This is a genomic window from Amycolatopsis sp. NPDC102522 (assembly GCF_055584485.1).
Genome location: NZ_JBVJLY010000029.1, coordinates 92,765 through 119,255, shown reverse-complemented (window position 1 = coordinate 119,255; position 26,491 = coordinate 92,765). Strand labels below are relative to the sequence as shown.

Here is a 26,491-nt window from a genome sequence, read left to right as displayed (position 1 = left end):
ACCGGACCGGTCACGACAGTCGGACAGGGAGGGTGTGTGGAAATAGGGACGTTGAGCGTCCCTATTTCCACACACCCCTCACCCTGAGTGACAACACGCGCCCTCGTCGACCCGACACCTTTGCCTTACCCCTCAATAACCCGAATCGCCACTCACGACCCCTTTCAAGACGCGACTGGCTCAACCGTTCGCGCGCCTGCCGACTTCGGATGTCGCGAAAGCCACTTTCGGGGCGTCTGATGTCTCGAAAGTGGCTTTCGCGACGCTGGGCACCGCTGGAGCGCACCGGGCCGAGAAGTAAACGTGAGGGTGTATGAAATAGGAACGTTCACTGTCCCTATTTCACCCTGAGCGACCCTTACCCTCACTAGTTCCGCGTTCCCTCAGGCTTCGGGATCGGAACGCAGGGGAACTTGCGGTCGTTGTAGAACTCGGTCTTGCTGGGACCGCACAGTTCCATGTCCCCCTGGATGTCCGCGTCGTCCGAGACACTGAATCCGACGACGCCGATGACGGTATCGCCCGCGGTGATGTCCGTCCGCGCGTAACTCGTGGCGATCCACAGCTTGGTACGCCACGTGTTGTCCGCGACTTCCTTTTCGAGCCCGGTGGCCGGACTCGCCTTGACGTAGCAGACACCGGGATTCTCCAGCTCGTTGCAGGTTCCCCGCCCGATGCCGATCTTGGCTTCGAGGAAGTCGAGCCTTGCCCCCTGCACGCCACGGTCGGCCAGCTCGCCGGTCACGGCGAGATAGACGGCGAGGTAGTGCTCGCCAGGACGGGCCGACTTCCCGGCCAGTTCCGGAGCCCAGACCACATCGACGGGTTTCACCTGGATCCCCACCGGCGCGCCCGGCTCCACGGTACCGAGGGCCTTTCCGGGAAAGTCGGCGAAGCGTGTGTATTTCGGACCGGACTCACTCGTGGCCGAGCTGCCGGGCGCCCAGTCGCCGGTATTCGGCGAGGCATTGTCACCGCCGCTGCCGGAACAGGCGCTGACCAGGACAGCGACGCTCACGACAAGTGTGCCCAGCAGGCGTTGCGACATGGGATTCCTCCGTCGGAAACGTTCGCGGGTCAGCTTCGTGCGCCTTCCGGCTTCGGGATCGGGACACAGGGGAACTTGCCGGTGTCAACAGAGTCCTCCTTGGTCGGCCCGCACAGCTGGAGTCCCTCCGCGTTCTCGCCGTCCGTCATGCTGAATCCGACGACGCCGATCGCGGTCTTGCCCCGGTCGATATCCCTGCCCAGCAGGGAATCCGCCTGCCATTTCTCGTCTCGCCACGTGTTGTCGGCGATTTCGTCCTTGAGGTCGCTCGCCGGGTACGCCTCCTTGAAGCAGTACTGGGGGACGTCGTCCGGCGAGTACGGGTCGCACTTCTTCCCGCCCGGGTTGTCGTAGCGGACCTGCAGATACTTGATCTTGGCCTTCTGCACGCCACGATCGGCGAGCTCGCCGGTCACCGCCACGTACACCGCGAGATAGTGGCTTCCCCCCTTCGCCGACACACCGGCCAGCTCGGGAGCCCAGACCGCGTCGACGGGCTTCACCTGGATCCCCAGCTTCAGACCCGGTTCCGTGGTGGCGAGGGCCTGGCCGGGGAAATCGGCGAACTGGGTGTACTTCGGCCCGGACTGCGCCGAGGCCGGGGCGCCGGAGGTCGGATCACCGCCGTCCGCCGTCGGGTTGCCGCCACCGCCGGAACACGCGGTGACCAGCAAGGCGGTGCCCGCGACAAGCGCGGGCAGGAGCCGATTCGACATGGGACGCCCCTCCTAGGAGTACTGTGACATTTCAATGTCGACTGTCACTATGCACTACGACGTGGCTGGGCGCAGCGAAGTTCCGTGATTCGGGGCGGCGATCACCGAACGGGTGAGGCCGCCGAAAGGACCGCCGTCGTTCAGGTGCCGCAAGGATGATCGTTCGGCACACCGGGAGCCAGCGCCGCCCATTCCTCGTCGGTGATCGAAGTTCCCGCCGTGTCACAGATCCGCGTGACGGCGGTCGTCACGTCGGTGACGAGCACCGCGGCCAGATGGTCGGCGCTGCCGACGACGATCGATGTTCCCGCAGGGGTGAAGGCGAGGGAATAGATGTCGCCGCTCGCTGCCGGTGCCGCCGACAGGACGGGATTCCGTGGGTCGGTGATCGTCCACAGCCAGACCAGATGGTCCTTGCCGCCTGCCGCGAGCACCTGGCCGTCCGGGCTGATCGCCGTGGTGATGACCGGTCCACCCGGGCCGGTCAGCGGCGAGCCGATCGCGGCCGGGGCCCGGGGATCGGAGACATCCCACAAGCGGATCGTCTTGTCCGCGCTCGCCGTGACGAGCAGATCGCCGACAGGACTGAACGACACGCTGTAGGCGTAGTTGGTGTGCGCGTTGATCACGCTGAGCACCTGCGGGTTCGCGGGATCGCGGATATCCCAGAGCCACACGGATTTGTCGACACTCGCCCCGGCGACGACCGTCCCGTCCCGGTTGAAGGCGAGGCCGTAGACGGCGGCCGTCGGGCCGGTGAGCACCCCGACGGGCCTGCTCGTTGCCGGGCCTCGCAGATCGAACAGCCGGATGCGCTGATCGTCGCCGCCCGCGGCCAGCATCGTCCCGTCTTCGCGGAAAGCCACGATCTGGGGAACTCCGCCGGTGGGCGGAGAAGGAGTGCCGACAAGCCTGGGCGTCCGGACGTCACGCACGTCCCACAGTTCCACCGTGCCGTCGGCGCGACCGGCCGCAGCGAACGCCCCGTCCGCCGAAAGGCTGGACGCGCCGGCCAGGACTCCCGCGGTGCTTTTCGCGGTCACCCGGCCGATCGGCTGGAGCGTGCCGAGGCCGGGCGCCTCGGCGAGGTGCATCGTGCCGTCCGCCCCGCTGGAACCCGCGAGAACCCTGTCGCCGCCGACCGCGACGGAGAAAACGCCTTCGCCGGAGAGCGACAGCGCGGGCCCGGGAATCCGCCACACGCGGACGACGCCGTCACCGGCCGTCGTGATGAGGCTGCGGCCGCCGTCCGCGAACCGCAGTGCGGTGACGGGGCCCGGATGAGGCAGTGACGCCTGGACGACACCGCCGGCGACGTCCCAGAGACGGACGATGTTGTCGGAGTTGCCGACGGCGATGACGTGTCCGTCCGGGCTGAATTCGGCCGCGTTGATCCAGCTCGCACCGCCGGTCAGGGTCTTCACCGGACTGCCGTCGCCGGTGCGCCACAGATAGACCGACTGGTCGGAGTTCCCGGCGGCGACCGTCGCGCCGTCCGGGCTGAACGCGACCGAACGATAGGTTCGGGTGGCGGGTCCGCCGAGCCGGGTACCGGGGCCGCCGGCCGCGGGCCAGCTGAGCACGACTCCCCCGCTGCCGGCGGCGATGAGCCTGCTCCCGTCAGGGCTGAACCGGACGGCCTGCACTTCGGTGTCCGCTTCGAGAGACGCGCGAAGAGTTCCGTCGGCCGCGTGCAGACGCACCTGGCGATCGGTCGTCCCCACCGCGAGCGTCGTGCCGTCAGGACTGTAGGCCAGCCCGTGGATCGGCGAGGCGGGGCCGGGCAACGACGGCAGTTCGACGAGGCTGGTGTCGTCCGAGATGGCCCACCGGTGCACGACGCCCGCCAGCCCGCCCGCCACCAGGGTGCGGCCGCCGGGGTCGACGGCGAGCGCGTACAACTCCCCCGCCGACGCTGTGGCCGGTTGGGGCAGCGGCTGGTATCGATTCCGGGAATCACGGCGCCACAACCAGATCCGGCCGTCGGTCCCGGTCGCCACGATGATTTCCCCGTCGCGCACGGTCGCCACGGCCTGCACCACCCCGGCGGGCCCGAGAAGCCTGGTGACAGAAGGCATCCGAGTGGTACTGAGAACGGCGGACCGCGCTTCGGTGGTGGGGGCGGCACGGTAGGCGGCCACCGCCAGTTGCCCGGCGAGGGACGGATCCGAAGGCAGGAGCGTGGAAGACCGCAGGGCGAGCAGCCGCGACACGGCGAGGTCCCGCTGGGTCGCGGCCTGCCCGCGCTGCCGGGTCGCGTCGATGCCGAGTACCGCCGCGACAAGGGTCAGGACGGCGAGAAACGCTGTCAGCCAACGAAGTCTCAGCACACCGCGGCGTCGTCTCCGCCGTTCTTCCTCCGCCTGTCTTTCGCTGTCGTCCACGAAGTCGCGTTCTTCGGTGCTCAGTGAGAACCGTGCCTCGCCGCGCAGGGCGAGCGCCTGCGCGAGAGGCACCCCGCGCAGTGTCAGCGCGGGATCGTGCCCGCTGCTTTCCCACTGCCGGGCCGCCACGGTCAGCCGGCGGTGCGCGAGCAGACCGGCACGGTCCTCGTCGAGCCAGGACTGCAACCGCGGCCACGCGGAGATCAGCGCCTCGTGGGTGATCTCCACGGTATCGAGGTCCGCGGTGATCAATCTCTGCTCGACGAACAGACCCAGTACGAGTGCGAGGTCGCTTTCCTCGACGTTGCCCAGGAATTCGTCGATCCCGACCCGGCGCCGGGTGTCGGCGACACCGTCACCGATGTGCACCAGCCGCAGGAAGACCGTCTTGACCAAGGCCTGCTGTTCGGGATCGAGCGCCTGATAGGCCTGCTCGGCGGTGGCGGCCACCGCACCTTCGATCCCGCCGACCGCGACGTAGTCGGCGATCTTCAAGGTATGGCGGGAATCGTGCCGCCAGGTCTGCATCAAGGCGTGCGACAACAAGGGCAGCGCGCCGATTTCGTGGGCGGCGTTCCCGTTCCGGTGTCTCAGGGCCGGGGTGAGTTCGCGCAGGAGCAGGTCGACCAAGCCGGTCTCGATCGCCACGCCCGCCTTGTCCGCCGGCCCGGTCACGGCTTGGACGACGTCGTCACGGCTCATCGGGGTCACCAGATGCTGCCCTTTTCGCAAGACGTCGAACATCCGGCGATAGCGCAGAGCACGAGCGAAGAAATCCGCGCGCAGGCCCAGTACGACCACCAATCCGGGCGTGGGCAGCCCGGTCACCCAGTCGATGTAGTCCTGCCGCTCGGCTTCCTCGCCCTGTCCACTGAACAGTTCCTCGAAGTGGTCGACGATGACCAGCAGCGGCCGGTCCGGCGGCGGCTCGGGCCGATCCTGGGCCGGACTGGTCCGCAGGATCGACCAGTCCTTGCGCAGGTTCGGGATCAGTCCCGCCCGCAGCAGCGAGGACTTCCCGGACCCGGACGCGCCGACGACGGTCACGATGCCGCCTTCGGCACTCGCGTTCTCGACCTGCGCCGTGAGACTCCGGACCTGATCGCTCCGGCCGAAGAACCATTCGGCGTCGCCGGGTTCGAAGGTCGCCAGTCCCCGGTAGGGAGAAGCGGGATCCGCCCGCGTACGACCGGTGTGCCGCAGGCGGGTCAGTACTTCTCGCCAGAGCCGCACCTCGTCGTCGCCGACGACCCCGCACGCGGCGAGGATCTTCGGCAGCACCTGTGGCTGGCTCAGTGGAGGGAGATGCCGTCCGCTGAAGTACCCGCCGACGGTGCTGAACGGCAGATCCGCGTCTTTCGCCACCTGCCGGACACTGCGTCCCGCGCGTTCCCGCAGGCGCGTCAGCTCGCGGGCGAAATCGCCGCGGGTCTGGACCGGAGCGAGACCTTCACCGTTCGGTTGCACATCCGACCCCCGCGTAATCGCCGTCGTTCCGGGCGGAAAAGTCTTTCCGGCGCCTGCGCCCCAGGGCAACAGCCGGTCGGCCTGTTCGGGCTGGCAGATGGGTGAACCTCGCGACGGATGGAGCCTGACCAGGGCGTACTGACTTGTACGGGCTTGGCGCGAACCGTCGCCGGCACGGGGCGGCGCGAGCTTTCCTTGGCTCATCCACTCGATGACCCACTGCCCGGAGGTAGCCATGTCCGAAGCTCTGGTCCTGCTGATCGGAGGACGCAGCACCGAGCACGACGCGTCCCTGCAGAGTTACCGGCACGTCGTCGCCGAGGTTCTCGGCGCGCCGGATCGCTTCACCCTGACCGCCGTCGTCCATGTGGACCGGGACGGCGGCGCCCGCGTCCTGACCGGCCCGTGCTGGCCGGTCGACGAGGCCGACATCGTGGCGTGGCCGACCGTGCCGGTCATCGCGGCCGCCGAGTTCCTGCACGCCACCGACGCCTTCGTGTTCTCGCTGCTGCACGGCACCGAGGGGGAGGACGGCTGCTGGCAGGGCGTGGCCGAGGTCTTCGACATCCGCGGCAGCTTCGGCTCCGTGCTCGGCGCCGCGCTGGGCATGGACAAGTACCTGCAGGCCGCGGTCGCCCGCACGACCGTGCCGGGCCTGCTGACGCCGCGGACCGAGATCATCCGCCGCTCCGAGGTCGCCGACGGCGTCGATCGCGCCCTGGCCTCTTTCACAGAGGCGGACGTCGTGGTGAAGCCCAACCGGATGGGCGCCTCCCTGCTCACCGAGCACCTCGTCGACTGGGAAGTCGCCGATGTGGTCAAGGCGGTCTCGTCCGTCCACGAGTTCGACCCGGACGCCCTCGTCCAGCAGTTCATCTCCGGTACGGAAGTGAGCTGCGGGGTCGTGGTGGAGAACGGGGAACCGGTGGCACTCCCGGTCCTGGCGATCAACACCACCGGAGGCTTCTTCGGCCACACGCAGAAGCATCGGCACGGACTCGCGGAAATAGCCCGCGACACTTCGTCTGCCGCCAAGGAAATCCAGCGGATCTCGGTGAGACTTTTCGACCAGCTGAGGATTTCCGGCTGGGGCAGATTCGATTTCATCCTGGCCGACGGCAGACCGTACTTCCTCGAAGTCAACACGATTCCCGGACTGATGAGCGGCAGTCTGTTCCCCCGGATGCTCAGGGAAAGCGGCCGGACCGTCGTCGGGCTCATCGAATCGTGCGTGCGCGCCGCCGACGCGAGCGGGCCTGCCGTCAAACGTCTCGACTACGTGATCGAGCACTGAGCCATGACTTCTCTCCTTTCACTCGGCCTGGTCGAGACTCCCGTCCGCGAACTGCCCGGGCACGGCTGGCGAAGACTCGCTGTCAAGGACGAGACCCGGCAGATCTCCGGGGCGTTCAAGTTCCGCGGGGTGGCGAGAAAGATCTCCACGCTGCCCCCGGGAACACCGCTGACCACGGCGTCCACCGGCAACCATGGCGCGGCCCTGGCGATCGCCGGCCAGCGGCTCGGCAACCCCGTCCGGGTGTTCGTACCGGCGAGCACACCCCGGATCAAACTGGCGCGCATCGTCGACCACGGAGCGGAGGTCCATCTCGAACCCGGTCAGTACGACGACGCCGAAGCCGCGGCCAGAACGTATGCCCGCCGAAGCGGCGCGTACTACGTGCCCAGCTTCGACGATCCCGAAATCATCAAGGGGCATCAGACCTTGTTCGCCGAAGCCGAGCGGCAGAACGGCCGCCCGGATGTCGTGTTCGTCCCGGTCGGCGGAGGCGGCCTCGTCTCCGCCGCACTCACCGCGTGGCCCGGCACCGAGGTCGTCGGGGTCGAGCACGCGAGCGCCCCCGCGATGCGCGAGTCGCTGCGCCGCGGATCACCGTGGCAGGCGTCACCTGGGCCGAGCCCGGCCGAAGGGCTGCTCGTACGCCGGATCGGCGCTCTCCCGCTCCGGATCTGCCAGGCGGCGGGCCTCCGGGTGGAACTCGTCACCGATGACGAGATCGCCGACGCGATTCGCGTCCTCCACGCGGAGGCAGGCATCCGCGCCGAATTCGCGGGCGGCGCCGCGTTGGCGGCGGCGCTGAGACAAGCCGATCCCCGCCGGAAGGCGCTTTGCGTGGTGTCGGGCGGCAACATCGACGACGACCTGTGGCGCCAGGTCGTCCGGAGATCCGGTGCCGGGCAAGCGCCGATGATCGCGAGTCCGTAAGAGCGCGGCGCCGCAGTTACGCCCAGGTCAGTGATCCGTTCTCGCGGATCGTCGGATCTCCTGGCCGCGGCGGGGTTTCGGGCGCGGCGTAGTGGTGTTCGAGGCGCTGGGCGGTGTCGGCGAGCATCGCGCCGACACAGGTCCAGGCAGTGCGGCAGGAACCCGCTTCGGCCATCCAGTCCATCACCCGGCCCTGTTCGGCGCCGGGGCGCAGGTCGACGGCGAGGACTGCGCCGTCGACAGCACGGCAAACGGGGATCAGGGCGGTGCAGAACCCGATGGTGGCTTCACCGGCGGCCCGCAGGTGAAGCCCACCGGGGCGGCAGCAGTCCTCGTCCGGTCGGGCGCTCAGGCTCGCCCATTCCTCCTGGACCCGCGTCACTCCCAGTGGCATGTACACCCCTGGGACCGTGAAGGCGGTGCGGTAGCCGAACTCGTCGTCGACCCCGTTCATCAGCCCCCACCACGCCAGCAGATCGTCCGGGAGCGGCTGCCCCACCACGTGCTGGACGGCGCGGACGTCCTCGGCTCGAGCCGGGCATTGAAGGGTGGCCGCGGTGACCGGTGAATGCGTGCACAACCAGGCCGTGATCCGCCGCCACGTCGCATCGACGCTGCAGTTCACCGCCACAGTGTGACACGCATTACTTGCTTGTAACCACCTTTTGGCCCGGAGCATGCTCAGGCGAGCAGGTATCTGTCGAACCACCGCAGGATCCGCGCGAGAAGATCGATCTGTGCGGGGTACGCCCGCACGCCGTGACCTTCTTCCGGATAGATCACCAGCGCCGAGGGCACGCCGTGGGCACGCAGGGCCTGATGGAACTCCCGGGCCTGCCCCGGCGGCGTGGCGCGGTCGAGCGCGCCCGCGACGTTCAGGCACGGGGTGCGGGCCTTGCTCGCGTGCAGGACCGGGCTGCGCGTGTGCACCCGGGTCCCCGGGGTTTCCGGGTCGGCGTCGAGGTACTGGTTGCCCCAGGACCCGATGTTGCTCGTGAAGCCCTGGCTGTACCAGTCGGTGACCGGGGAGATCGGGACGGCGGCGGCGAAGCGGCGGTCCTGGGTGACCAGCCAGGACGACATGAAACCGCCGTAACTGCGGCCGATCAGGCCGATCCGGTCCCTGTCGGCGATGCCGCACCCGACCAGGGCGTCGAGGCCGGACAGGTAATCGTGGGTGTCGGCGCCGCCCATGTCGCCGACCACGCGGGCGGCGAATTCCTGGCCCCGTCCACTGCTGCCGCGCGGATTGGGATTCAGCACGGCGTAGCCCCGCGCGACCAGGAGCGGGACCCAGGCGTAGCGCATCGACCAGCAGTTCTGGAACGCCCAGATGGGTCCGCCGTGGATGTTGACCACCAGCGGGAACGGCCCCTCCCCCGCCGGACGGCACAGGATCCCGTCGATCTCCAGCCCGTCCGGTGCGGTCCAGGTGACCACCTCGGCCGTCCCCGCGACGGAGAGGAGGTAGTCGGTCCCCGGATGAGCGGTCGAGGCGAGTACTTCGTCGCCGCGCTCCCCGGTGAGCACCAGCCGGTGCGGCAAGGCGTAGGAGTCCCGCACGGTCAGCACCCGGCCGTCCGCGGTGAACGCGCCGGCGGGGTAGAAGGAGCCGCCGCTACAGGACAACTCCGTGGCGAACACTTCCCGGACCGTGCCGGCCGGCCCGTCGGCGATCCCGGCGACCGAGTCGAGCCGGCGCTGCCCGAGGTAGCCGAGGCGGTCCGCGTCGAGCCATTCGACCTGGGTGACGTCGGTACCCGCGGTGTCGATCCGCCGCACCGCGCCGGTGGCCGGATCGACCAGCAGCAGATCACCGGCGACCACCCCGCGGTCGCTGCACACGGCTTCGACCACCGCGACCCGCGTCCCGTCCGGCGAACCGGCGGGCAGAGCCAGCTGCACGGGGCTGTCCACCAGCTTGCGCACCTCGCCGCCGAAGTCGAGCAGGCTCAACCAGGCGGTGTACCACGCGTCCTCCCCCGGCTCGCCGGACGAGATCGCGACGACCTGCTCCGGCCCGCACCAGCCTGCTTCCCAGCAGTTGAGGCCTTCCGGGGACAACCGGATCAGGGTGCCGGTGGCCGGTGTGCAGACCCACAGGCCGCGCCAGGCGGAGTCGTCGACGTCGTCGTCCTCGACCTCCGGGAACCACGACGGCCGTTCCTCCTCCCGACGGCGGTTCGACCCCGAGCCCTGGCCACCGGAAAGGTCCGCGCCGAACCCGGCGACCCCGAGCAGGACCCGGCGGCCGTCGGGTGACCAGTGGGCGTACTCCACGGTGCCGGGAACCTCCGGCGCGGGCACCGCCTCACCGAGCCCGCCGTCGCGGAGCAGATGCAGCTGGAACACCCCGGCCTCGCGGCGATCGGCGAGGAAGGCGAGGGTGCCGCCGTCCGGGGAGAACCGCGCCCACCGCGCCGATCCCCGCCCGGACGACACCGCGCGGAGCTCGCCGTCCACCGCGGTGTACACGGCTGTCCTGGGCAGTCCGGTGAGTTCGTCGAGGACCGCGCCGGTCACCACCGCGCGCCCGCCGTCGCGGGTCACATGCGGCTCCAGGAGCGCGTGCGGACGACCGAACGCCGGTTCGTGCAGGGCACGCAGGTGTTCGGCGACCTCGCGGTAGGCGGCCGTGTTCTCCAGGTCTTCCATGGTCTTCGTCCTCTCCTGCCTCTGTCAGATCGCGCGCAGGACGGCCGCGCCGTTCACCCTGTCCGCGGCCAGGTCGGCGAGCGCGCGGTCGGCCTGGCCGAGCGGATACGGTTTCGTGCTCACCGAGAGGTTATGGTCTCCGGCGAAGCGCAGGAATTCCCGCGCTTCGGCGCGCGTATTCGCCGTGACGCTGCGGATCTGCCGCTCCTGGAACAGATGCCGCTGATAGTTCAGCGAGGGGACGTCCGACAGGTGGATCCCCGCGATCGCCAGTGTCCCGCCGCGGTCGAGCGCCGCGAGCGCGGGTGGCACCAGCTCACCGACGGGCGCGAACAGGATCGCCGAGTCCAAAGGTTCCGGCGGCGGCTCCGCGGCTCCGGCCGCCGTGGCCGCGCCGAGGCTCAACGCGAGCTCGCGCGCTTCCGCGCTGCGGGTCATCACGTGCACGGTGACACCGCGGGCGATCGCCACCTGGGCGGTCAGATGCGCGCTCCCGCCGAATCCGTAGATACCCAGCCGCCCGCCTTCGGGGACGGCGGCCCGTTCCAGCGCGTGATAGCCGATCAGGCCGGCGCACAGGAGCGGGGCGAGCTCGTCGTCCGTGTAGCCCGCGGGCAGCGCGAGCGCGTAGGCCGCCGGTACGACGGCGAATTCGGCGTAGCCACCGTCCTCGTCCCAGCCGGTGTAGCGCGAGCCCGGGCAGAGATTCTCCCGGCCCCGCAAGCAGAATCGGCAGCTGTCGCACGTCTCGCGCAGCCACGCGATCCCGGCCCGGTCGCCGACGGCGAATCCGGTGGCCTCACCGCCGACGGCGATCACCTCGCCGACGACCTCGTGTCCCGGCGTCACCCCCGGCCGGTGCACGGGCAGGTCGCCCTCGGCGACGTGCAGGTCGGTGCGGCACACACCGCAGACCAGCACTCGGATCAGCAATTCTCCGGCGCCGGGGCGCGGGACGGCCACCCGTGACCACTCCAGTGGCCCCGAAGCCATCGGTCCGGGGCGGCCGACCCGCCAAGCGCGCATCTCCGTCGGCAGTTCCGTCACCCTCGGCCTCCTCGATCACGCTCGTCGCCCCGTCCAGGATGGTGCGTCCACGGCGACGGCGCATCACCCCGCGGTCATGACGACCGAGGCGGCCGTACCGCCGGTTCGAGCAGCGACAAGCTCAGACCGCGCGCGTCGGGGGCGGCGCGGATACCGACCGGCATCGGCAGATTGGGCCCGGCGTGGCCGAATTCGACGTTGCCCAGGACGGGGATGTCCCGGTCGCCGAGGACGTCGAGCACCAGTTCGGGCAGGGTCGGCGACGAGTCGAGTCCTCTGGCGCCGACTGTGTGGATTTCGGTGCGTCGGATGACCAGAAATCCACACAGTCCCGCATGACAGGTCCAGTCACCCTCAGCGACACCCCGCCCACGTGAAGTCCGCCCGCCAGGACACCTTTGCCTTACCCCTCAACAGAACCCGAAACGCCACTCACGCCCCCCGGACCGCCACCTCGCCGCCACGCGGGTGTCGCGAAAGCCACTTTCGCGACATCAGACGTCCCGAAAGTGGCTTTCGCGACACCGGAAGCCGACCCTCAAGACAAGAGCTTCCGCAGGGCTTCCCGCAGTGCAGCGAGAGCGGAGTCGGGCCGGTCCCAGAAGACCATGTGCCCCGCATCCGCGATTTCCGCGAACTCGGCCGACGGATTGCGCTCGGCGGCTTCGGCCGCACCCGCGGCGGTGACGACCGGGCTCGCGCCGCCGTACAGGAAGAACGCCGGAGCGGGCACCTTCAACCAGTCGTCGAAGAAGTCCTCGGATTCGAACCCGGCGTGGGTGGCGGCGATCGCGGCACGGGAGCACGAAGACAGCCAGCGGGCCCGCAACTCCTGTTCCCGGCGCGGCCAGCTCGGCCAGGACTGCGCCACTTCGTCGGCGTCGGTGCCCCGGCGGGCTTGGTCGAGCTGCCCGAGGAAGGCGTCGAGAGTGGTCGGGTACGGCCCCCGCCCGGGGCCGCTCAGCGGAGGATCGACCAGCACGGTGCCGCGCAGCGGACTCCGGCCGGTCACCGCGGCCCGCGCGGCGATCCGCGCGCCCATGGAGTGCCCGAGCAGGATCGGATCACGCAGGCCGAGTCCGTCCACGACCGCGTCGACGTCGGCGGCGTAGCTCGCGAGGTCGTAGCCGCCCAGCGGATCCGGTGCGTCATCGGACAGACCACGGCCGCGGACGTCGAGCACGAGCGGGCGCACGAGGTCGGTGAGGTTCCGCGCCACGAAGTCCATCGCCACGGCGGGGCTGGTGATCCCGGGCAGCACGAGCACCGGGACACCGTCGGCGGGCCCGTAGTCGAGCACGTGCAGCCGGACCGGGCCGGACGTCACCCAGCGGCTGGTCGCGGGCAAGTCACCGAGGTCGGCCAGCGCGGACTGTGCGAGCGAGCGGCGAGCCGCGGTTTCCGCGAGGTACGCCAGGGCGTCGTCGAGAGCGACGACATCGGCGTACTTCGCCTGCAGGTCGAACAACGCGGCGTCGTGCGGCCCGCGGGCTCGGTCACCGCAGGCTTCCCGGACGACGAGCGTATCGAAACCGGACTGGACGGCGTCGACGGCGGTCGCCCGCACACAGCCCGAAGTCGTTGCGCCGCAGACGAGAACGGTGTCCACGTCCAGGCCCGACAGAAGAGCGGCCAGCGCGGTCCCGTGGAACGCCGACGCGCCCTTCTTCATGACGAGATGGTCGCCGTCGCGGCGGTCGAGGCGCGGGTCGAGGGCGACGGCGTCGCTTCCTTCGAGCAGCGCCCGCATTCCCGGCGCTTTCCGCAGCCACGCGACGGCGTCGCCGTCCGCCTCGGCGGATGTGTAGCCGATCGCGGTGTAGACCACCGGGACGCCGTGGCGCCGGGCCGCGGCCACGAGCGCGGCGGTCGCGGTCACTTCGGCGGTGAGGTCGGCTCCGGTGGGGAAACCCGGTTCGGTGAATCCCCGGGTCAGGTCGACCACGACCAGTGCCGGACGGGATCCGCGCGGCACCGCGACGCCGAAGCCCGCCCGGTCGTAGACGCTGTCGGTCTCGGCCCCGTGCAGGCCGGGATGGTCATCGACGGGCACGCTGCAACTCCTTGATCAGTTTGTCCTGGGTGCGGATCCGGCCCAGCAGCCAGCCCTGGAACAAGCCCAAGGCCGCGGCGGCCGCGACCACGCCGTAGCGCTTGACTCCTGCGGGAAGCAGCATGGCCAGCCCGTCGACCGCCTCTGGCGTCGCGACGGGGACGGCCTTCGTGGCGGGCGCGGGTTCCGCCGCGCCGGGCCGCGCCTTCAACTGGTCCGCGAGGTTGCGGGCGAACTGGTCGAGCAGCCGCGTGGAGACGGCGCCGATCGCGCCCTTGCCGAACTGCGCGAGCTTGCCGCGGATCGACAAGTCGGTGCGGAGGTCGATGGTGGCGCCGCCGGGCGCCTCGCGCACGGTCAGCGTGACCTCGGCTTCGGCGTCACCGTTGCCGTGGCTGTCCGCTCCCCTGGCCAGTAGCCGCAGTCTGCGCTCGTCCGCGGTGACCTCGGTGAACCGCACGGTGCCGGAGTAGGCCGCGGTGATCGGACCGACCTTGACCTTGACGCGGCCGAGGTACGCGTCGTTCTCCTTGCCGTCGAGGGTCGCGCCGGGCAGGCAGCCCGCCACCCGCTCGACGTCGTTGATCAGGGCGAAGACCGCGCCGGGTTCGGCCGGGACGGAAAGCCGGTTCTCCAGGATCACGCTGTCGCCTCCTTGTCCTGGGCGTGGCAGCGGCGGACCGCTGTCGCCTCGACCGCGTCCACGATCGTCTGATAACCGGTGCAGCGGCACAGGTTCGCCGAGACGGCCTCGCGGATCTCCTCGCGTCCGGCGTCCGGCCGCTGGGCGAGGAATCCTTCGGCCAGCATCAGGAATCCGGGCGTGCAGAAACCGCACTGAAGACCGTGGTGCGCGCTGAAAGCCTGCTGCAGATCGGAAAGTTCGCCGTCCCGGCTCAGGGACTCGACAGTGCGAATGTCGGTGTCCTCCGCCTGGACGGCGAACATCAGGCAGGCCCGCACCGGTTCGCCGTCGACGAGGACGGTGCAGGCGCCGCACACCCCGTGCTCGCAACCGACGTGGGTGCCGGTGAGACCGAGGTCGTGGCGCAGGACGTCGAGCAGGGTCTTGCGCGGCTCGACGAGGGCCTCGTGTTCGGTGTCGTTGACGTTCAGGACGATCAACTGCCGATCGCTCATGCGGGAATGCTCGCTTTCCGTCGGATGCTCACCGCGTCGAGCGCGGCGAGCACGGTCTGCGGATGGACCGGTGTCGAGTCGAGTTCGACGTCCGTGTGGCGCAGGGCGTCGTTGACCGCGTTCAGCACGGCGGCGGGCGCGCCGATGGTGCCGCCCTCCCCCGCGCCCTTCGCACCGTTTTCCGTGAACGCGCAAGGCGTTTCGAGGTGGGTGACGGTGATGTCGGGGATCTCGGTGGCGGTCGGGACGAGGTAGTCGATGAAGCTGGCGGCCGACGGTTCCCCGTTGCCGGCGTAGGTGATCTCCTCGAACAGCGCGCCCGCGATGCCCTGGGCGATCCCGCCGCGGCACTGTCCGTCGACGACCTGGGGATGGATCACCACCCCGCAGTCCTCCACACACGCGTAGCGCAGGATCTTGATCTGACCGGTCCCGGGATCGGCCTCGACCACCACGGCGTGGGTGGCGTTGGAGAACGTGCCGTCGCCGGGCACGTCGAAGCTCGCCGTGGCCGTCAGCGTCGGCTCGACGTCCTTGGGCAGCAGGTGACTGCGCAGGTACGCCACGTCGGCGATCTCCTCGAACGACGCGCGCCGGTCCGGTTCGTCGATCTGGACGACACCTCCGTCGCCGTCGAGGCGAACGTTGTCGGGACTCGTTTCGAGCAGGTGCGCGGCGATCTTGCACAGCAGTTCGCCGAGTTTCCCGGCCGCGAGCGACACCGCCGAGCCGCCGATCGTCACGGAGCGGGAGGCGAAAGTCCCCCAGCCGTAAGCGATGCGCTCGGTGTCGCCCTGGCGGAGCTTGACCTGGTCGAGGTGCAGCCCCAGCCGGTCGGCCACGATCTGCGCCAGCGTCGTCTCGTGCGACTGGCCGTGGTTCATGGTGCCGCTGGTGACCACGACGGAACCGGTGGTGTCCATCCGGATCTCGGAGATGTCGAAGCCGGGGACCACGGCCATCTTCCGCTTGGCGAAGGCTCCCGAGCCGTATCCGGTCCGTTCCGAGAAACAGCAGTAGCCGATGCCGATATGCCTGCCTTCGGCGGCGGCCCGATCCCGGATCTCGTACCAGCCCTCATCGCGGATCGTGGCTTCGGCGAGATCGAGCGATTCGCGATAGGTGCCGGGGTCGTAGGTGATGGCGTTGACGCCGGTGTACGGGAACTGCGTGATCACGTTGCGCCGCCGGATCTCGACCGGATCGAGGCCGAGTTCCCGGGCGGCGCGTTCCATGACCCGCTCGATCGCCATCACGTACTGGGGACGGCTGACCCCGCGATAGGGCGCCGTCGGGGCCTTGTTGCTGGCGATGGCGCGAGCGCGGACGCGGTACTCGGGCACCTGGTACACGCTCGGCATCTCGGCCGACGCCATCAGCGGTTCGATCCCCGCTGTGAACGGGTAGCAGGAGTAGGCGCCCATGTCGCAGACGACGTCGACGTCCAGCGCGGTGATCCGCCCGTCCTCGTCGAACGCCGCCAGCGTGCGGTAACGCTGTTCCCTGGCAAGGAATCCAGCCGTGAGCGCCTCCCGGCGGTCTTCGATCCATTTCACCGGCCGGTCCAACCGCCGGGCCGCCGCCGCGACCGCGATCTCCTCGCGGCCGACGACGCATTTCTGACCGAAACCGCCGCCCATGTCCGGGACGGTGACCCGCACGGTGCGTTCGGGGACCCGCAGCGAACGGGCCATCGCCGTACGCACCTGATGCGGCACCTGGGTGCACATCTGCACGAGCAACTGGTCGTCGCGATCGTCCCAGGAGGCGACCACGCCCCGCGTTTCGAGCGGGAGAGCGTTCTGCCGCCCGCTTTTCGTGACGACCTCGACCACGGTCCGGGCCGCTTCGAACGCCGCGTCCACGCCGGGTGTGTCGAACATCGACACGTCGACCAGCACGTTGCCCGGCGCTTCCTCATGCACGAGCGGCGCGTCCTCGGCGAACGCCGTCTCCTCGGACACGATCGCCCCGAGCGGCTCGTAGTCCACCACCGCGGCCTCGACACCGTCTTCGGCGCTGTACGGATCGCGTGCGATGACCAGCGCCACCGGCTCTCCGGTGAAGCGCACCTTGCCCCTGGCGAGGATCGGCATCGCGGTCGGCGAAAACTCCTCGGGCGGACGGTCGAGCAGGGCGACGATGTCACCGAGCTCCAGGTCAGCCGCCGTGTACGCGGCGACAACGCCTTCGACAGCCAAGGTGGCCGACAGATCGATCCCGGTGATCGTGCCGTGCGCGACCGTCGAGCGGACGAAGGCCGCGTGCAGCAGGCCGGGCAGCTGGATGTCGTCGACGAAACGGCCCCGGCCGGTGAGGAAGCGGGGGTCCTCGCGCCGGGGCACCGACGCCCCGACCCAGCGGCCGTTACGCCCGTCGAACCGTGCGGTCATCGCGTTTCTCCTTTCTCCCAAGCCTCTCCCAGCGCCTGGGTGACGAGGGTGCGCGCCAGACGGCGTCGGTAGGCGGCGCTGCCCGCCGCGTCGTCGGGTGGATCGATGGCCGCCGCCGCGGCCTCCCCGCACTCGGCGAACAGCTCCGGTCCGGGAACGCCGCCCGCAAGCAACGCCTCTGCTTCGGGCACCCGGACGGGCGCCGGTGCCACGCCGCCGAGCACGACCCGTCCCCCGGTCAGCGCGCCATGATCGGCGTCGAGACCGACCGCGGCGTCCACGATCGCGAAATCGCCGTGACGGCGGGCGAACTCGGTCAGCGCGGCCCGGGGCGACGGGCGGGTGAAGCGCACCGCCGTCACGACTTCGTCCGGTTCGACGGCCGTGGTGTAGAAGCCGTGGAACATCTCCGCGGCCAGGATTTCCCGGGGCCCGCCCGGGCCCTCGGCGACGATCACCGCGTCGAGTAGCAACGCGAGCAGGCACCATTCCGCGGTCGCGTCGCCGTGGACGACGCTGCCCGCCACCGTGCCGCGGGATCGGATCGGCAGGTGCCCCACCCAGCGCATCGCGCGGGAGAGCACGGAGAAATCCGGTCCCAGCTCGGCGACCTCGACCGTCCGGTGGGTGACCATCGCGCCGATCGTGAGGCCGGATTCGTTGTGCCGCACCGAGTTCAGCGCCGGATCCCGGCGTAGCGGGCCCAGGTCCACCAGCGCTGTCGGCCGGGCGAGCCGGAAGTTCATCATCGGCATCAGGCTCTGGCCGCCGGCGATGAGTTTCGGGTCCTCGCCCGCCTTGGCGAGCTCGCCGAGCAGTCCGACGGCGTCGGTGACGTCGTGGGCCCGGTGGTAGCGGAAGGCGGCGGGCTTCACAGAGCGGACCCCGTGGTGGAAGGCGTCTCGGCCACGGGTTCGGCCGGGTCGACGATCCGGTCGAGCTCGCGGCCCCGGGTCTCGGGCGCGCCCAGCATCATGAACACGACCGCGGCCACCACGAGGACACCCAGCAGGGTGAAGGTGAGGGGCAAGCCGAGCACCGGCCACAGGACGCTGCCGAACAGCAGCGGCGCGAAGCCGGTGATCGCCCGGCTCGACGACGACGCCCAGCCGAAGCCCGAGGCCCGGAGTTCGGTCGGGTAGAGCTCGGAGACGTAGGCGTACATCACCGGGATGACGCACAGCGCGAACAGGCCGAACGCGCCGATCGCCACGACCGCCGCCGCGGGCGAGTCCAGGAGCAGCGAGAACACCACGAGAGACAGGGCGGTGAGCGGTCCGGCGACCGCGATGATCCGCTTGCGGCCGACCTTGTCGACCAGGAGCACGGCGATCGCGACACCGACGATGCCGAGCGCGTTCATCAACGCCGTCGAGGCGAAGGCGGCGATCTCGCTCAAGCCCTGTGCCTTCAGGATGGACGGCATCCAGCTGAGCGCGGCGTAGTAGACCAGCATGACGCTGATGAACAGCGACCACGCGACCGCCGTGATCCGCGGGTTGTACGCCCACACCCGGCGGAGCTGGTCGAACGCGGCCGCGATCGGGCCGCCTCGGGTGTCCTCGACCACCGCGGGCGGGATCGAATACGGCTCCGGTGTCGTCCCCGTGCGGCGGACGAGGTCGTCGATGACGGCGCGGGCCTCGACTTCGCGGCCCTTGCGGACCAGGTACAGCGGTGACTCCGGGACACCGCGCCGCACCCAGAACAGCAGCAGCGCGGGCAGGATCATCAGCACCAGCATCCAGCGCCAGTTCCCCTGGACCGGGAGCAGCACCGTCGCGGTGACGGCGGCCAGCGTGGTCCCGACGGGCCACCAGCCGTCCATCGCCGACAGGACCCGGCCTCGATGGCGGCGCGGGGAGAACTCGCTGACGATCGCGTAGTCGACAGGGATGCAGCCGCCGAGCCCGATACCGGCCAGGAACCGCAGGGCCAGGAAGGTCTCCACGTTCGGCGCGAGCGCCCCGAGCACGGAGAACAGCGCGAACAGCAGCAGCGTGACGCTGAACGCCCGCTTCCGGCCGATCCGGTCCGCGACCGTGCCCCAGACGACCGCGCCCACGGCCATGCCGATCAGGTTCGCGGTCGCCACCAGTCCCTTCGTCCCGGCGGACAACCCGAATTCCGCCCCGACCAGCGGGGTGAGGAACCCGTTCAGCGCGACGTCCCAGGCGTCGAACATGTAGCCCAGCCCGCCGATGAGGAAGATCTTTCCCTGCACGCTCCAACGCCAGGGCAGATCCTGGACGATCTGATCACCAGTTCGCATGAACCGCTCCGTTGCGATTAGCCGACCAGCGCGCCTCAGCGGGCGAACTGGTAGTGGATGGACTCGGTGTCGGGGTCGGTGAGCGGGCTGCCGTTCCACAGCCAGTCGTAGGACACGTCGGATTCGCCGTCGAAGCGCCGCAGCTTCTCGTCCCGTTCGCGCTGCTCGGGACCGTCGGGCAGGTGGTAGAAGTCCATGTTCTGCAGCGAGGCGTCCTGGACCATGCCCGCGTGCTTGGCGCGCCGGTCCACGTAGCGGACCAGGGCGCCGTCGATCCCGTCGCGGGTGACGCGGCCCAGCTCCTCGGCCAGCACGGCCGCGTCCTCCATCGCCTGGGACGCGCCTTGCGCCTGGTAGGGCAGCATCGCGTGGCACGCGTCGCCGAGCAGGGCGACCCTGCCGTCGACCCAGACCGGATCACGGCGCCGACGGTACATCGCCCACACCGAGACGTCCTCGTCCTTCGCCTTGGCCAGCATGGTCGGGACCCGATCGTCCCAGTCCTGGTACTCCGCGGCGAGTTCGGCGGCGGTGGCGGGCCCGCTCCAGTCCCGGGCGACCGCTTCGGTGCACGGCACGATCGCGACCACGTTGAGGTACTCCCCGCCGCGGATCATGTAGTGCACCAGGTGTTTGTTGGGGCCGTACCAGATCGTGGAGTGGTACCGGTCGGCCAGGAAACGGGTGGCGGGGTCCTGGGCGATCAGGTCTCCGGAGATCAGCGCCCGGTAGGCCATCTCGCCGGAGAAGGCGAGCGTGTCGTCGAATCCGGCGAGATCGCGCACCGATGACCGGATGCCGTCCGCCCCGACCACGACGTCACCGGTGAACCGGCGCCCGTCGGCGGTGACCGCGGCGGGCCGGTCCGGCACCGTCCGGTCGAGTTCGACCACCCGCGCGCCGGTCGCCACCCGCACCACCGGACCGGCACCGTCCGGATCCAGGCAGGCGTCGAGCAGGACCCCGTGCAGGTCGGCGCGGTGATAGTGCCAGTAGGGCGCGCCGTACTGGTCGATCACCCGCCCGCCGAGCGACAACTGGGCGATGATGCTCCCGTCCGCCCAGCGGCGACGGACCTGGTCCTGTGGCTCCGTCCGCACCCGTTCGAGCCGGGAGCGCAGGCCCAGTCCGATGAGGATCCGGCTGGCGTTCGGCGCGGTCTGGATACCGGCGCCGATCTCGCCCAGCTCCGGCGCCGCCTCGACCACGGTGACGCGCATCCCCCGCTGCCGCAGGGACAACGCCGCGCAGAGCCCGCCGAGCCCGCCGCCGACGACAACGACTTCGAATGACTGACTAGCGGCCATGTCCGCCTCCCGTCTTCGCCAAAGCTTCCGCGCCGCCGAGCAGGCTTCCGGCGCCGGGCACGCGGGGTGCGACCCCGAGTTCCGACAGGATCCGGAACGTCGTGGCCGTCGCCGCCGACAGCACCGGGATCCCGATCTCGTCCTCCACCGGCTGGATCGCGGGCAGCGAAGGCATCTGGACGCAGGCGGAGAGCACCAGTGTGTCCACATCGGACAGATTCAGCTTCCGGTGATGCTCACGCAACCCGGCCGGGTCCAGCCGGGCGACGGCGAGGTTGTCCGGCACCTCGAGGGAAAGCGCGTCGGCGACCTCGAATCCGGCGTCCTCGATGTAGTCCGCCACAGCCTTGGTCAGCGGCTTCATGTACGGGGTGATGATCGCGACCTTGCGTGCTTTCACCGCGGCGAGCCCGGACAAGAGCGCACCGGCACTGGAGACGACCGGCGACTCGCAGCCCTCCTCGCGCAGCACGCGGGTGATGTCGTCCTCGGCGGTGCAGTGGTAGCCGGGCCCCTGGGCCATGATCGCCACCAGGCACGCGGTCGCCACCACGTCCGGCCGGGCGTCGGCGAGTTCGGCCGCCGCCCGGCCCGCCTGGGCGTTCATCGCCCGCAGCTGCTCGGGTTCGACGTGCCGCATCCTGGCCCGCGCGGAATGGAAGACGAACCGGTCGCCCGGCTCGGCCTCCTCCCTGGCGCGCAGCATCCGCGGCAGCTCCGTCTCCATCGTGAGGTTGGAGCTGGGGACGATCATTCCGATGTGGTGGTCGCTCATCGACGGCTCGCCGGGCGCATGTCGGCGACGGTCAGCTCGCCGTTGTCGACGATCAGTTCGTCGTCCAGGTACAGGGAATTGCCGCGCATCGGGATGTCGAAGTGGCACGGCGTGTCGTTCGGGCCGCCCAGCTCGTTGTTGGGGCCGATGGAGAACATGACGTTGCCGTAGAAACTCCGCAGTTCCATGCCCATCCCGCCGGGGAACTGGGTCAGGCCGTGCCAGTGCGCGCGTTCGTCGAGCCCCCAGCCCACATGGCTCATGCCGTAGCCGCGGGGGTCTTCGAAGCTTTCGATGTACGAGCGCAGCAGGTCCGCGTCCAATCCGGACGATCCGGCGCCGCCACGGATGTCCTGGATGAAACCCTTTTCGATGGTGATCTCCACCGGGGTCTGCACGTAGGTGTTGAACGGCAGCAGCACATCCCCGGGCGACAGCACGATCTTCCCGTCGACACCGTCGTCGGCGCCGCCGGTGAACACGAACGCCGCCGGCCAGTGGTCCCAGCGGCCGGGAGTGTCGGTGTAGCCGTATTCGGACAGCGTCGGGTACACGCCGAGCTGATAGGTGACGTCGGTGCCCGCCGGGCTGGTGATCCGCATCGTGCCCGCCTTGGCCAGGAGCTCGGCCCCGATCTCCACCCGCTCGCGCAGTTCCTTGGTCGGCATGAGCCGGGCCAGCAGTTCGGGCGGCTCGACGGCGGTGAGGATCCGTGTGCCCGCGTCCTGGATGGCGAACTGTTCCTTGCTGAACAACAGGAACGTGCAGTCGACCACCATGTCCACGCTCTTGAGCGCCTCGACGGCCAGCGGGATGTTCCCGAGCCCAGAGTCGCCCACCGCCCACGCGCCCGCGGCGCTGGACGGCGAGGGAAGCCGCATGTGATAGGCCGACGCGCCCAGCTGCTGGGCGGCCCACAGGAAGGCGTCGGCGTACTCCGCGCGCTCGCCGCCGCGGGTCAGCACCACTACGGTCTCGCCCTCGTGCACCCCCGAAAAAGTCAGCTGGCGCAAGCAGATGTCGTTGAACAGGTTCTGGTCCATCGTCGAACACCTCCACACTAATCCGAGCACGTACTATCCGAGCACGCAAGAGTTGGGCCCGGATCCGCTCTCTCGCAACCCCCGAGGGGACCTTCATCCGAACACGTACTATCCGGATACGCAAGAGGTCGTGGTGGACAGATGTCGGCGCCTGCCCGTGAGCGACCGTCCGGACACGTAGGATCACCCCGGGGGCCCGGGCAGCGGGTGGAGCCGACAAGGAGAAGGCGATGGGTGAACCGGCGCGCACGGGCCGACGCAGGGAAGACGTGCCGAGCGTCACTCCCGCACCGCCCTCGGATCTGCTGGCGGCGCCCGGCTACGGAGCCCGGCGGCTCTACCAGGCCTATCTCGCCGCGTGGAACCGCCACGTGGACCCGGTGCTCACCGGTCCGCAGTTCGCGGTCCTCTCCGCGGTGCGCGCCTATCCCGGCAGCGACCAGAGTTCCCTCGCGGGCGCCGTCGCGCTCGACACCTCGACGATGGCCGACCTCTGCCGCCGGCTCGAGCGGCGAGGCCTCATCCTGCGCGTCGAGTCCCCGCACGACGCCCGCCGCAAGCTGCTGTCGCTCACCGAAGAGGGCAAAACGGTCCTGAGCCAGGTGAACCGCCGCGCCCGCAGGCTGGACAAGGCGCTCCTGGGTGACGACACCGACGTCGACACGGCGGCACTGCTCAACGCGCTCGGCGCCCACTGGGAACGGATCGCCTCGGTCGACAAGTTGCGCTGACGGCGATGTCAGGCGGCTTCCGGCTCTTCCCGCAGGATCCGCCAGCACACGTAGAGACAGACACCCGCCGAGGGCGCGCCGCCCAGCAGCGTGGCCGCGATGGCGAGCCCGATCGTCTGCCCGGCCAGGTACAGCGGCACCTGCACCGCCGTGGCGATGCAGCACTTCACCACGAAGACAGCGGTGCACAGCTGATAACGGCGACGCAATGCCGGATCGCGCCGCCAGGCGAATTTGTCACGGCGCAGCACTCCCAACGCCACCCCGACCATTGGCCAGCGCACCAGCACGGACAGCAGGAACACCGCGCCCTGGGCCGCTTGGATGAACACCGCCGGAAGGTAGAAGTCGATCGCCTGACCGGTGCTCCCGGCCAGCAAGGTGGACCCGCCGACGATGACCAGCCCGATCGCCGCCGACCAGTAGCGCCGGTCGGTCCACACGCGCACGACCGCGAACACCAGCACCACGCCGGCCGCGATCAGCGCGGAGGTCCACACCTCGCCGGTCAGCAGGTACGCGATCAGGAACACCACCCGGGAGGCGACTCCTTCGGCGACCATGCGCCAGCCGCCCACCGCGCTGAACAGCGACAAGGACTTCCGCGTCAGCACATCGAGGCTCATGCGCTTGCCTTCGCCGAGGAGGAGGGGAAACTGTCGCGACGCATCGTGTCCTCGTAGGCACCGATCGCGTCGAGCAGGTCGAGCCGGCCACGGCCCGCCTCGACCAGCGCCTCACGGAGGCGGTTCGCGTCCCGCATCGCCAGGTTTCCGCCGAACCCCGGGGCCAAGTGGATGGCGTCGCCGAGAACCGTCACCGGGGTGACGGGCCAGGCGGGCATCGGCGGGATCACCCCGATCCGCAACACGGCCGTGAGGTCTTGCCGGGTTTCGGCGACGATCGACCGCAAAGCCGGGTGCAACTCGTCGGCCCGTCGCCACACCTCGACCGGTGAACCGAGGCGCTCCTTCGTGACGGGCAAAGCCCACATCACGTAGTCCTCGATCTCGGCGACGGCGTGGGATCCCAACGCGGGCAACCATTTCTCCCGCGCGACGACCGGACGGCAGCCGAACCGCAGGACGCCCAGCGCCATCGTCGTGCCGCCCACTCGCGCGACGGCCGGGTCGTCGCCGATCAGCCCCGGCAACCCCAGACCGGCCACGGCTCCGAGCGGGGTCGCCCCCATCATCATGCGCCGCCCCGTGTCGGCCACCCGCACGTCCGGCAGGTACTGGCGGCGCACCGCGGAGCCGACGCCGTCCGCGCCGACCAGGACGTCCGCGGTATCCGTTCGGCCGTCGGCGAAGAAAGCCCGGACCCGGCCATCGGCGCGCCACTCGAACCGCCTGAACTCCGCCCCGAACCGGACCACGTCGTCGAGCCCCGTCAGCAGCACGGCCCGGAGCAACGGACGGTGGGCCTGCCTGCCAGGCCGCGCCCGGCCCGACATACCGTCAGAAGACCGAGCCCCCACGACGGAGAGCTCTCCCTCCACATCGGACAGTGTCAGGGTCTGCTCACGTGCTCCTCCCATGGTGGCTTCCACCATCTCGACATGCACCGGGGGCAGGCACTCCCTCAGCGCCGCGATCCCCCGGTCGTCGACATGCAGGCTCGCGCCCTGCGGACGCGCCAGCACGCCGTCCCGCTCGTACACCGCGACCTCGATCCCCGCCCGGCGGAGCCCCTGGGCCAGCGTCAATCCCCCGAGCCCGGCGCCGATCACGATCACTCTCATCCCGTCACCCCTTTCTTCACCACCTGATGAAGAACACGGTACGGCAAAACTCCATCGCGTGATGAAGAAAGGATGTTAGACTTCAGGGGTCATGACGGAACACGACACTCACGGCCGCCCCGGACGCTGGCGGTCCGGCGCGGAGAGCAAGCAGCGGATCCTCGAGACCGCGCGCGACCTGTTCGGCGAGCACGGCTACGGCGCCACCACCGTGCGCGCGATCGCCACCGCGGCGGGAGTCGACCCGGCGATGGTCTTCTACTTCTTCGGCACCAAACAGGGCCTGTTCAGCGCCGCCGTCGACATGTCCGGCGCCGTCCCGCCCGCCATCGAATCGATCTTCGCCGGCGGCCTCGACACCATCGGCGAACGCGTCGTCCGCGCCCTGGTGGAGAACCTCGACAAGTCGGGCCGCACCCCGCTCGTGATGCTGACCAGGTCGGCACCGACCGACGCCCAGTCCGAAGCCCTGCTGCGCGAATTCATCGACAGGGAGATCACCGACAGGCTCGCGGCGACGCTCGACACGCCGGACGCCGCGCTACGGGCGGCCATGGTCAACGCCCAGATCCTCGGTCTCACGGTGGCGCGGTACATCATGCGGATCGAACCGATCGCGTCCCTGTCCACGGACGAACTGGTCGCGCGGTTCGGTCCCCTCGTGCAGCACTGCCTGACCGGACCGCCCGGGTCTCAGGTCGCGGAACCGATCTGAGCGACCAGCTCGCGCACCGTCGCCAGGGTTTCGTCGGGATGGTCGAGGTGCACGTTGTGCGTCGCCCCCGGCCAGCACTCGACCCGCCCGCCGAAACCGGCGGCGAAACGCTCGTGGGAACGCCGCATCGCGCTGTCCGGTTTGCGATCGGCGGTCACCACGACGGCAGGCAGCCGGGGCAGATCGGCACCCTGCAGATCCTTCGCCAGCACGGAAAGGCCGCGGACGGCACGGGCCAGCATCGGGGTATCGGCGTCCGCCGTCCGCAGGAAAGCGGCCTCGCAGTCCGGCCGGAGTTCTTGGCGTCGCGCGGCCCGGACGACGGCGGTGCGGAGGACGCGCGGAATGGCCCCGCGCAGCACGGGAACGGTCGAGAGCGTGCCGAGCACGCCCATCGTGCGCTCCAGAACGGCGCACGTCCGGGGATCGTCGACGGGAGTCGGGTCGAGCAGGACCAGTCCGGCGACTTTCTCGGGGTAATCGCGGGCGAACAGCACCGCCACGGCACCCCCGAGGCTCTGCCCGACGACCACGACCGGGCCACAGTCCAGGCGGTCGATGAGCGCGCTCAAGTGGGACGCGGCGTCCGCCAGCGCACCGTCGTCCGACGAGGTACCGGTCCCCGGCCGGTCGTGCACGATCACCCGGCAGCCGGGGTCGGCGACGAGACCTTCGACCAGACCGGGAAAGAAGCCGTCGCAGGACTCGGCTCCACCCGGCAACAGCAGCACCGGCTGCCCTGACTCGCCGTGGACGCGGGCTCCGTCGATCTCCATC

At 70.0% G+C, this 26,491-nt stretch carries 23 protein-coding genes; 4 read left to right on the top strand and 19 right to left on the bottom strand.

The annotated features are described in order from the left end of the window. Positions 1-367: 367 nt before the first annotated feature. From ACZ6YV_RS40045 to ACZ6YV_RS40035, 3 genes are all read right to left on the bottom strand, one after another. A complete protein-coding gene (locus tag ACZ6YV_RS40045; protein ID WP_465514606.1) occupies positions 368-1,048 on the bottom strand; it encodes a hypothetical protein in 681 nt (226 codons plus the stop codon). A 29-nt stretch (positions 1,049-1,077) separates the two neighbouring features. Further along, positions 1,078-1,764 (bottom strand): hypothetical protein, encoded by a 687-nt coding sequence (locus ACZ6YV_RS40040; protein ID WP_465514605.1) that lies wholly within the window; start codon positions 1,762-1,764, stop codon positions 1,078-1,080. Positions 1,765-1,904: 140 nt separating this feature from the next. Continuing rightward, complete coding sequence (locus tag ACZ6YV_RS40035) at positions 1,905-5,615, bottom strand: nSTAND1 domain-containing NTPase (protein ID WP_465514604.1); 3,711 nt, start codon at positions 5,613-5,615, stop codon at positions 1,905-1,907. Between the two features lie 235 nt (positions 5,616-5,850). On the opposite strand from ACZ6YV_RS40035, the gene ACZ6YV_RS40030 reads away from it, so the two are divergent. Together ACZ6YV_RS40030 and ACZ6YV_RS40025 are read left to right on the top strand one after the other, a co-directional pair. Further along, positions 5,851-6,909, top strand: a complete 1,059-nt coding sequence (locus ACZ6YV_RS40030) for a D-alanine--D-alanine ligase family protein (RefSeq protein WP_465514603.1) — start codon at positions 5,851-5,853, stop codon at positions 6,907-6,909. Positions 6,910-6,912: 3 nt separating this feature from the next. After that, entirely contained in the window at positions 6,913-7,839 is a 927-nt protein-coding gene (locus tag ACZ6YV_RS40025) for a threonine ammonia-lyase (RefSeq protein WP_465514602.1), read from the top strand. A gap of 16 nt (positions 7,840-7,855) precedes the next feature. Here the strand turns inward: ACZ6YV_RS40025 and ACZ6YV_RS40020 are convergent, their stop codons facing one another. From ACZ6YV_RS40020 to ACZ6YV_RS39960, 13 genes are all read right to left on the bottom strand, one after another. Then, on the bottom strand, positions 7,856-8,464 hold the full coding sequence (locus ACZ6YV_RS40020) for an SMI1/KNR4 family protein (RefSeq protein ID WP_465514601.1): 609 nt from the start codon (positions 8,462-8,464) through the stop codon (positions 7,856-7,858). Positions 8,465-8,520: 56 nt separating this feature from the next. Continuing rightward, on the bottom strand, positions 8,521-10,494 hold the full coding sequence (locus tag ACZ6YV_RS40015; RefSeq protein WP_465514600.1) for a S9 family peptidase: 1,974 nt from the start codon (positions 10,492-10,494) through the stop codon (positions 8,521-8,523). A 24-nt stretch (positions 10,495-10,518) separates the two neighbouring features. After that, positions 10,519-11,520: a zinc-binding alcohol dehydrogenase family protein gene (locus tag ACZ6YV_RS40010; protein ID WP_465514610.1), complete on the bottom strand. Its 1,002-nt coding sequence runs from the start codon at positions 11,518-11,520 to the stop codon at positions 10,519-10,521. Positions 11,521-11,615: 95 nt separating this feature from the next. Beyond that, positions 11,616-11,837, bottom strand: a complete 222-nt coding sequence (locus ACZ6YV_RS40005) for a hypothetical protein (RefSeq protein ID WP_465514609.1) — start codon at positions 11,835-11,837, stop codon at positions 11,616-11,618. Positions 11,838-12,079: 242 nt separating this feature from the next. After that, positions 12,080-13,594, bottom strand: a complete 1,515-nt coding sequence (locus ACZ6YV_RS40000; protein WP_465514599.1) for an isochorismatase family protein — start codon at positions 13,592-13,594, stop codon at positions 12,080-12,082. After that, a complete protein-coding gene (locus tag ACZ6YV_RS39995) occupies positions 13,581-14,237 on the bottom strand; it encodes an SRPBCC family protein (protein WP_465514598.1) in 657 nt (218 codons plus the stop codon). The genes ACZ6YV_RS40000 and ACZ6YV_RS39995 overlap by 14 nt, the downstream gene beginning before the upstream one ends. Then, entirely contained in the window at positions 14,234-14,734 is a 501-nt protein-coding gene (locus ACZ6YV_RS39990) for a (2Fe-2S)-binding protein (protein ID WP_378241123.1), read from the bottom strand. Before ACZ6YV_RS39990 ends, ACZ6YV_RS39995 begins: the two co-directional genes overlap by 4 nt. Beyond that, entirely contained in the window at positions 14,731-17,127 is a 2,397-nt protein-coding gene (locus ACZ6YV_RS39985; RefSeq protein WP_465514597.1) for a xanthine dehydrogenase family protein molybdopterin-binding subunit, read from the bottom strand. The genes ACZ6YV_RS39990 and ACZ6YV_RS39985 overlap by 4 nt, the downstream gene beginning before the upstream one ends. Then, positions 17,124-18,002: an FAD binding domain-containing protein gene (locus ACZ6YV_RS39980; RefSeq protein WP_465514596.1), complete on the bottom strand. Its 879-nt coding sequence runs from the start codon at positions 18,000-18,002 to the stop codon at positions 17,124-17,126. The genes ACZ6YV_RS39985 and ACZ6YV_RS39980 overlap by 4 nt, the downstream gene beginning before the upstream one ends. Then, entirely contained in the window at positions 17,999-19,399 is a 1,401-nt protein-coding gene (locus tag ACZ6YV_RS39975) for an MFS transporter (protein WP_465514595.1), read from the bottom strand. The genes ACZ6YV_RS39980 and ACZ6YV_RS39975 overlap by 4 nt, the downstream gene beginning before the upstream one ends. 35 nt (positions 19,400-19,434) lie before the next feature. Beyond that, entirely contained in the window at positions 19,435-20,706 is a 1,272-nt protein-coding gene (locus ACZ6YV_RS39970) for an FAD-dependent oxidoreductase (RefSeq protein WP_465514594.1), read from the bottom strand. Continuing rightward, positions 20,696-21,481, bottom strand: a complete 786-nt coding sequence (locus ACZ6YV_RS39965; protein ID WP_465514593.1) for a maleate cis-trans isomerase family protein — start codon at positions 21,479-21,481, stop codon at positions 20,696-20,698. The genes ACZ6YV_RS39970 and ACZ6YV_RS39965 overlap by 11 nt, the downstream gene beginning before the upstream one ends. Then, a complete protein-coding gene (locus tag ACZ6YV_RS39960; RefSeq protein ID WP_465514592.1) occupies positions 21,478-22,524 on the bottom strand; it encodes a 2,5-dihydroxypyridine 5,6-dioxygenase NicX family protein in 1,047 nt (348 codons plus the stop codon). Before ACZ6YV_RS39960 ends, ACZ6YV_RS39965 begins: the two co-directional genes overlap by 4 nt. Positions 22,525-22,754: 230 nt before the next feature. Between ACZ6YV_RS39960 and ACZ6YV_RS39955 the strand changes: the two genes are divergently transcribed. Beyond that, a complete protein-coding gene (locus ACZ6YV_RS39955) occupies positions 22,755-23,255 on the top strand; it encodes a MarR family winged helix-turn-helix transcriptional regulator (RefSeq protein WP_465514591.1) in 501 nt (166 codons plus the stop codon). A gap of 8 nt (positions 23,256-23,263) precedes the next feature. Here the strand turns inward: ACZ6YV_RS39955 and ACZ6YV_RS39950 are convergent, their stop codons facing one another. After that, complete coding sequence (locus ACZ6YV_RS39950; RefSeq protein ID WP_465514590.1) at positions 23,264-23,881, bottom strand: DUF3159 domain-containing protein; 618 nt, start codon at positions 23,879-23,881, stop codon at positions 23,264-23,266. After that, a complete protein-coding gene (locus ACZ6YV_RS39945; RefSeq protein WP_465514589.1) occupies positions 23,878-24,999 on the bottom strand; it encodes an FAD-dependent oxidoreductase in 1,122 nt (373 codons plus the stop codon). The genes ACZ6YV_RS39950 and ACZ6YV_RS39945 overlap by 4 nt, the downstream gene beginning before the upstream one ends. Before the next feature lie 91 nt (positions 25,000-25,090). Here ACZ6YV_RS39945 and ACZ6YV_RS39940 point away from each other — a divergent pair, with 91 nt between their 5' ends. Next, complete coding sequence (locus ACZ6YV_RS39940; RefSeq protein ID WP_465514588.1) at positions 25,091-25,714, top strand: TetR/AcrR family transcriptional regulator; 624 nt, start codon at positions 25,091-25,093, stop codon at positions 25,712-25,714. Here ACZ6YV_RS39940 and ACZ6YV_RS39935 read toward each other — a convergent pair. Then, a complete protein-coding gene (locus ACZ6YV_RS39935; RefSeq protein ID WP_465514587.1) occupies positions 25,693-26,490 on the bottom strand; it encodes an alpha/beta fold hydrolase in 798 nt (265 codons plus the stop codon). The genes ACZ6YV_RS39940 and ACZ6YV_RS39935 overlap by 22 nt on opposite strands. Between the last annotated feature and the right edge of the window lies 1 nt (position 26,491).